This window comes from Thiorhodococcus mannitoliphagus, from assembly GCF_010915725.1.
In the GTDB taxonomy this organism is placed as follows: domain Bacteria; phylum Pseudomonadota; class Gammaproteobacteria; order Chromatiales; family Chromatiaceae; genus Thiorhodococcus; species Thiorhodococcus mannitoliphagus.
Window position 1 is genome coordinate 1 of the sequence record NZ_JAAIJR010000189.1, and the last position, 7,882, is coordinate 7,882.

The window sequence follows — 7,882 nt, forward strand, 5'->3', positions numbered from 1 at the left end:
TGGACTCAGTTCTGGCAGCGCATTGATCAGTTCGGCGCCGAATGCTGTTGCTGAGACATCATTCAGAGGCCGCACTCTGCAAAACGAGGAACTGCGCCGCGCGCAGGCGGAGATCGAGGCCGCGCGCGCCCGTTACTTCGACCTCTACGAGCTGGCGCCGGTCGGCTATTGCACCCTGTCTGAACCGGGACTGATCCTGGAGGCCAATCTGACCGCCGCCAGGCTGCTGGGGCTGGCCCGAGGCGCACTGACCGGTCAGCCGCTCTCCCGGTTCATCGCCAGGGAGGACCAGGATGTCTTCTACCTGTTCCGCAAGTCGCTCTTTGCGGCCCAGGGTGGGGCCTCTGCGGACTCAGGCACGGACGCTGAGTCGCAGGTCTGCAGCTTGCGGATGATGAAAGCGGACGGTGCGGCACTCTGGGTTCGGTTCGAAGCCGTCATTGCAGCAGAGGCCGAGGGGTCGCCCGTCTGCCGCCTCACCATCAGTGACATCACCCTGAGCAAGGAGATGGATGCGCTCCGCGAGAGCAAGGAACGGCTCACCTTGGCGCTCGACGCGGCTCAGTTGGGCACCTACGACTGGGACATTGCCGCCAATCGGATCCTCTGGTCGCAACGGCATGAATCCCTCTGGGGATTCGTATCCGGCGCATTCGATGGGACCTATGAAGGCTTCCTGAGCCGCCTGCATCCAGACGATGCCACCGGAGTTAGCGAAGAACTCGCGCGTGGCATGACGACAGGGGAGCGATTCTCCCGCGACTTTCGGGTCGTCTGGCCTGACGGCAGCCTGCATTGGATGCAGGGTCTGGGTGAGTTCAGCGTCGATTCCACCGGCAAACCGCAGCGGATGCGCGGGTGCGTCATGGAGATCACCGCCCGCAAAGAGGCAGAACTGGAGCTGCGCCGCTTCCAGCAGATTGTGGAGACCTCTCGCGACATGCTGCTGTTCGTCGACCGCGACCTGCGCTATCAGGTCGTCAACCCGGCTTATGCCGAACGCTTCCAGGTCACGCCGCGGGCGCTGCAAGGTTGCCTGGTCTCTGAGGTGGTGGGAGAGGATCTCTATGCCCGCATCGCGCCCGAGCTGGAGGCCGCCCTCAGCGGTGAGACAAGGCGTTTCAGTATTGAGATCGCTGGCCCGGATGGCCAGCGCCTCGATCTCGAGGCCACCTATGCTCCTTTCTGGCAGAACGGAAGGGTGCAGGGCATCGTGGTCTGTCTCCACGACGTCACCGAGACGAAAGCGGCCTGGGCGGCCCTGGAGGCCGAGCGGACGCATCTGGAAGACCTGGTCGCGGAGCGCACCGCCGCCTTGCGGGCCTCCGAGGGCATGCTGCGCATCATCTTCGACCTCCAGCCGATCGGGATCTCCATCACGGATCGGTCAGGCCAGGTCGTCGATTGCAACCCGGCTTCGGAAAGACTCCTCGGCATCACGCGCGAGGAGCATCTGCGGCGCAATTTTGCCGGCCCGGAATGGACGATCATCCGCCCGGACGGTGCGCCCCTGTCGGCGGATGCCTATGCCAGCGTGCGCGCCATGGTCGAGCAGCGTCCGGTCCGCGATCAGGAGGTGGGCATCGTCAAGCCAGACGGCCTCACCTGGCTCTCGGTCAGCGCCATGCCCACCGATCATCCCGACTACGGGGTGGTCGTCGCCTATGTCGACATCAGCGCGCGCCGGCAGGGCGAAGCGGCATTGCGAGCGAGCGAGCAGCGCTGGCAGTTCGCGCTGGAGGGTGCGGGCGATGGGGTGTGGGACTGGGACATCTCGAGCGATCGGGTCTTCTTCTCCCATCGCTGGAAGGCGATGCTGGGATACAGCGACGAGGAGATCGAAAACCTTCCCGGCGCATGGAAGCAACATGTCCATCCGGAAGATCTGCCGCGCGCGCTGGTGGACGTGCAGGCCCATCTCGAGGGCAAGACGCCCCTTTATGTCAATGAGCACCGGATGCGCTGCGAGGATGGTCGCTGGAAATGGATCCTCGCCCGCGGGAAGGTGATGGAGCGGGGCGCCGATGGCCAGCCCCTGCGCATGATTGGCACGCACACGGATATCAGCGAACGCCGCGCGGCCGACCACGCCCTGCGCGAGAGCGAGCAACGGTTCCGCGCGATGTTCATGAACGCGCCGCTCTGCATCCTGATCCACGACGCGGACACCGCCGAGATGCTGGATGCCAACCCAACCGCTTGCGCACAATACGGTTTCGACTCGGTCGAGGCGCTGAAGTCGGCGTCCCCTCAGCTCTGGCTCGAACCGCCTTACTCCGCCGACGACGCGGTGAAATGGCACGCCAAGACGCTGCAGGAAGGTCCGCAGCAGTTCGAGTGGCACTATCGCTGTGCCAATGGCAACACCATTTGGGAATGGGTGCATCTGAGTACGATCGAGATGCAAGGCAAGACCCACATTCTGGCCATGACGGTTGACATCACGGGCGACAAGCAGCTCAAGGCGGACTTGCAAGCCAGCGAGGCGCGTGCCCGCGCCATCATCGACGCCGCGCCGGTGCCCATGGCCATCGCCTATGAGAGCGGGGCCGTCACCTACCTCAACCCCGCCTTCATCGAGACCTTCGGCTATACGCTGGAAGACATTCCCACCTGGTCGGATTGGCGGCTCAAGGCGTTTCCCGACCCGGATGATCGGCAACGCGTCGTAGATCTGCGACGGCAGGCACTGCAACGCGTGACGCACAATGGGAGGGTCTGCGAACCGACCGAGCTGACTGTCTGCTGCAAGGATGGCCAGAGGCGGGCACTGATGGCCTTTGCCGCGCCGCTCGAAACCTCACCCGAGATCCTCTATCTCAATACCTTCTATGACGTGACCGATCTCAATAATGCCCGTGAGGCGGCTGAGCAGGCGGCACGCGTCAAATCCGAGTTCCTGACCAACATGAGCCATGAGATCCGCACCCCGCTCAATGCCATGCTGGGCCTGGCGCAACTGCTGGAAGGCGAGGCGCTGTCCGCCGAGCAATGCCACCTGGTCCAACGGCTGCGCGAGGCCGGGAAAACCCTGCTCGCGCTCGTCAACGACATCCTCGATGTCTCCAAGCTCGCGGCCGGTCAGTTGCGGCTGACCGCAAGCACCTTCTCGCCGGCGGCTGTGTTGGCGCAGGTCGCGAGCCTAATGGGTCAGCAGGCCCGGTCCAAGGGGCTCGACTTTCGGCTCGAGATGCCGGCGGATCTCGCCGCCTGGCTGCGCGGCGACCCGCTGCGGCTGGAACAGATCCTCGTCAACCTGGTCGGCAACGCCGTGAAATTCACCGAGCAGGGCGAGGTGCGCATCCAGGTCAGCCAAGCGGACATGGACGTTCAGCAGGTGCGGCTGCGTCTGGAGGTCCATGACACTGGGATCGGGATCAGCCCCGAGGACCAGGCCACCCTGGGCACCGCCTTTCGCCAGGCCGACGGGAGCATCACCCGCAGGTTCGGCGGCACTGGGCTGGGGCTGGCCATCAGCCAGCAGTTGGTGGAGCGGATGGAGGGCACCTTTGGCGTCGACAGCACCCTGGGGGTCGGCAGTACCTTCTGGTGCGAACTGCCCTTCGAGCGGGCCAGCGCGGACGACAGGCCGTCGGACGAGGTCGCACCCGAGGCTTGGCTGGGCGGACCGCGTCTGAGCGGCGTGCATTGTCTGGTGGTGGATGACAGCTCCCTGAATCAGGAGGTGGTCGAGCACGCACTGCGGCGCGAGGGCGCCCGTGCGACGCTGCTCGTCGATGGCCAACAGGCCGTGGACTGGCTGCGCGCCCACTCCCAGGATGTCGATGCCGTGCTGATGGACATCCAGATGCCGGTGATGGACGGACTCACCGCGACCCGCGCGATCCGCCAGGCGCTTGGCCTGACCGAGCTGCCCGTGATCGCCTTCTCCGCCGGCGTGCTGGACGAGCAGCGCCAGCAGGCGCAGGAGGCCGGGCTCAGCGACTTTCTGGCCAAGCCCGTGGACCTGGAGGAACTGGTCGTGGTGCTGCAGCGTTGGCTCAAGACGCCCGCGACGGAGGCGGCATCGCCCAGCGGCATCCCTACAGCAACGCTCTCCGGGGCACCGCGCACGGACTTTCCCGACATCCCCGGACTCGACACCCGTGAGGCGGCGCGGCTCCTCGGCAACGATTGGTCACTCTTTGTGAAGTTGCTGCCTCCTTTGATCACTGACTTTCGCGATATCGCACAGCGCACGCGCGATGACCTGGCGCGCGGCGCGATTGACGCCGCCGCCCGGCGGATCCACTCAATGCGGGGGCGCGCGGGATATCTTGGCGCGCGAGATCTGATCAGGACTGCCCGGACATTGGAGCAGCGCCTCTTGGAAGGGAATACCGATGTCGAGGACTTGATCAATGCTTTCGAAGGGCAGCTCACCGCACTCCTGGCCGCGCTGACGCCCTGGCTGGAGGATCGCACCCAGCCGGCGCCGCAGGAAGCTACGCGGCTCGACCCGACGCAACTGGCCGCGCTGCAGGCTGCGCTTGCCCGTTGTGACCTGGCCGCACTGGCGCTGTTCGAGGCCCTGGAACCGGCCCTGGTGCGGCGCGACGGTCAAGCTGCGACTGCGGCGCTGGCCGAGGCGATCCGATCGCTGCGCTTCGACGAGGCGTTGGCGCTGCTGACGTCCGCACCTTGACACCCATCTGGCCAACCTTCGAATCAACACCGACCATTCCGGACGAGGTTTTCAATGTCCAAGAATGCGAGCACGCGGATCCTGATCGTCGACGACGACCCCGCCAGCGTCCAACTCATGGGGGCGGCGCTGATGCCCCAATACCAATGCGAATTTGCCTTATCCGGGGCGCGGGCGCTCGAACGGCTGAACAGGGAGGCGCCGCCGGCGCTGATCCTGCTCGATGTCATGATGCCGGAGATGGACGGTTACACCCTATGCCGGAGGCTTCAGGTCGACCCGCGCCTGAAGGACATTCCGGTGATCCAGGTGACCGCCAGTCAGGATCCAGACTTTGAGATTGCTGCCTTGGAGGCCGGCGCGGCGGATTTCATCCCCAAGCCGATCAATCCGCCGGTGCTGCGCCTGCGGGTTGGCTTGCAAATCCAGTTGCGCGAGCGCGAGCAGGCACTGCGCGACAGCGAAGCGCGTTTTGCACGCCTCGCCCATTTTGACGCCCTGACCGGATTGCCCAACCGCCGCCTGCTGGCCGACAGGCTGCACCAGGCCATGGCGCAGACCCAGCGACGGCGACAACAGCTGGCGGTGGTCTATCTCGACCTGGATGGTTTCAAGGCCGTCAATGACCGTCACGGCCACGCCGTTGGCGACCAGTTGTTGATGACCCTGGCTGAACAGATGAAGCAGGTCCTGCGCGAAGGCGACACCCTGGCGCGTCTCGGTGGTGACGAGTTCGTTGCCGTGTTGGTCGATCTGGACAACAGCGACACCAGTGTGCCCTTGCTCAATCGCTTGCTCGCCGCGGCCGCCGCGCCGGTCTCCCTCGGCGATCTCGTCGTGCAGGTCTCGGCCAGCCTCGGCGTCACCTTCTATCCGCAGCCGGGCGTGATGGACGCGGATCAACTGCTGCGTCAGGCCGATCAGGCCATGTATCAGTCCAAACGAACCGGCAAGAATCATTACCACGTCTTCAACGTCGAACAGGAGCATCGCATCGATCTTGAGCATGAGCGTCTGGAGCGCATTCGCGGCGCCCTGGTCGCAGGCGAATTCGTGCTCTATTACCAACCCAAGGTCAACCTGCGCAGCGGGGCGGTCATCGGTGTCGAGGCCTTGATCCGCTGGCAGCATCCGGAGCGAGGACTCCTGCTCCCGCGCGCCTTCCTGCCGGTGATCGAGGGTGATCCGCTGGCGACCGAACTCGGCGAATGGGTCATTGACAGCGCGCTGACCCAGATGGGCCTCTGGCGGGAGCACGGCCTCGACCTCCCGGTCAGCGTCAATATCGGCTCTTGCCAGTTACAGCAGGCGGACTTTGTCGCGCGTCTGCGTGCGCTCCTGGCGGCGCATCCCGGCGTCAAGCCGGCGAGTCTGGCGCTGGAGATCAGGGAAATCAGCGCGATGCAAGACCTGGCGCATGTCTCCCAGATCATCGCGGACTGCCTCGAACTCGGGGTGGGCTGCGCCCTGGGCGACTTTGGGCTTGGCGATTCCTCGCTGACCTATCTGAAACGCTTGGGGGTCACCGCGCTGAAGATCGATCCAGGCTTCGTCGGCGACATGCTCAGCAACTCCGATGATCTGGCGATGGTCGAGCGCATTCTGGACCTGGCTCGGACCTTCCACCGCCAGGTCATCGCCGAAGGGGTGGAGACCCCGGAGCAGGCCGAGCGGCTGCTGCAACTCGATTGTGCGCTGGTTCAGGGCTACGGCATTGCCCACCCGATGCCGGCCCAGGAGCTACCCGGCTGGCTGGCCGACTGGCGACCATCATCCGCCTTTGCCGATTCGGCCAGCCGCGCAGTTCCTTCATGATGGCCCTCACCACCTATCGGTTTTATGTAGCCAGGGCTTCCAGCCCTGGCAAACCAGGCCAGGATGGCCTGGCTAAGAAAGCGTCCATCAACAACTTCCCCCCTTTCGCAAAGGGGGGCTAGGGGGGATTTCGGGCGGCATCGCTCGCATCGGGAAACAATTGATGGACACTTTCTAAGCAGGCTTGGAGCGGCTGTTCCGGTTGATTTCGGGAAACCGATAGGTGTTGAGATGATGGCCAGGCGTTGACATCGAATCCAGATAGGGTGCGCTATTTCTTGGGCACTTCGGGCAGCAGGCGCTCGAACTCCTGCCTGACCACCTCGTAGCATTCGCACACCCTTGCCTCCAGCCCCGGTCGATCCAGCACGTCGATATGCCCCCGGCTGTAGTGGATCAATCCGGCCTTCTGCAAGCGCCCGGCGGCTTCGGTGACGCCCTCGCGGCGCACGCCCAGCATGTTGGCGATCAATTCTTGGGTCATCTGCAGCTCATTGGAGGGCAGCCGGTCCAGACTGAGCAGGAGCCAGCGGCAGAGCTGCTGGTCCACCGTATGGTGGCGATTGCAGACGGCGGTCTGGGCCATCTGAGTCAGCAAGGCCATGGTGTAGCGCAGCAGCAGCGGGTGCAAAGTCCCGTGCCGACGTCCACCGAAGCGGGCGAACTCCAGCTTGAGCAATTTGCCCTTCATGCGATAGGCGTGGCCCGCGCTCTGCACCACGGCCCGATTCGGCATGGTGCCGCCGCCCATGAAGAGGGCGATGCCGACGATGCCCTCGTTGCCGACCACGGCGATCTCGGCGGAGGCGCCGTTCTCCATGACGTACAGCAGTGAGACGATGGCGTCGGTCGGGAAATAGACATGGTTCAATTCCACGCCAGGCTCGTAGATGGCCATGCCGAGCTGCAGCGGGACCAGTTCCAGCTCCACACTCAGGCGCGCGTATTCATCCTCTGGCAGGGCGGCGAGCAGATGGTTTTGTCGTGGGTTCGGGGGCGGTAGCTTGGGCATGATGGACATGCGCCACCTCCAAGATGGCCGTCCAGAATCGGACTACGCCCATTTCAGGGTTGACGACGTCAGGCTGTCAAGGCGGATTCTGTTCGCTGGCGTACCTTCTGCGTCAACACTTTCTCCACGAAAGGCTGTCTGCGCGCCCTTTTTCAGAGGTCAGAAAAGCGGCTTTGTTCGATCGACCTGAGCCGACTCCCCTGTTTCTCCCCATGTCCGCGATTCCTCCCTCAAGCGCCGAATAGTCAGATCCCGATGGGCAAAGCCCTGGCGATGGGCTTCTTTCGGAGTGCGAGGGGGTCAAGGGGCGTGCCCATCATCCCCGCTCAGCGCTTTGCAGGATGGGCACGTCCGTCCAGCGCCGAGGTGACGCTCAAGCCCCGAGTGCGGACTTTGCCCATCCTACCGAC

The 7,882-nt window shown here is 64.5% G+C and carries 2 protein-coding genes and 1 pseudogene; 2 read left to right on the top strand and 1 reads right to left on the bottom strand.

Annotation, left to right across the window (positions count from 1 at the left end; translation table 11 throughout):
• The first annotated feature begins 22 nt into the window (after window positions 1-22).
• Complete coding sequence (locus G3480_RS24125; RefSeq protein WP_206171870.1) at window positions 23-4,645, top strand: PAS domain S-box protein; 4,623 nt, start codon at window positions 23-25, stop codon at window positions 4,643-4,645.
• A 75-nt stretch (window positions 4,646-4,720) separates the two neighbouring features.
• Window positions 4,721-6,460, top strand: a pseudogene (locus G3480_RS24130) (putative bifunctional diguanylate cyclase/phosphodiesterase); the annotation flags it as partial.
• A 271-nt stretch (window positions 6,461-6,731) separates the two neighbouring features.
• Here G3480_RS24130 and G3480_RS24135 read toward each other — a convergent pair.
• Window positions 6,732-7,481 (bottom strand): Crp/Fnr family transcriptional regulator, encoded by a 750-nt coding sequence (locus G3480_RS24135; protein WP_164656783.1) that lies wholly within the window; start codon window positions 7,479-7,481, stop codon window positions 6,732-6,734.
• Between the last annotated feature and the right edge of the window lie 401 nt (window positions 7,482-7,882).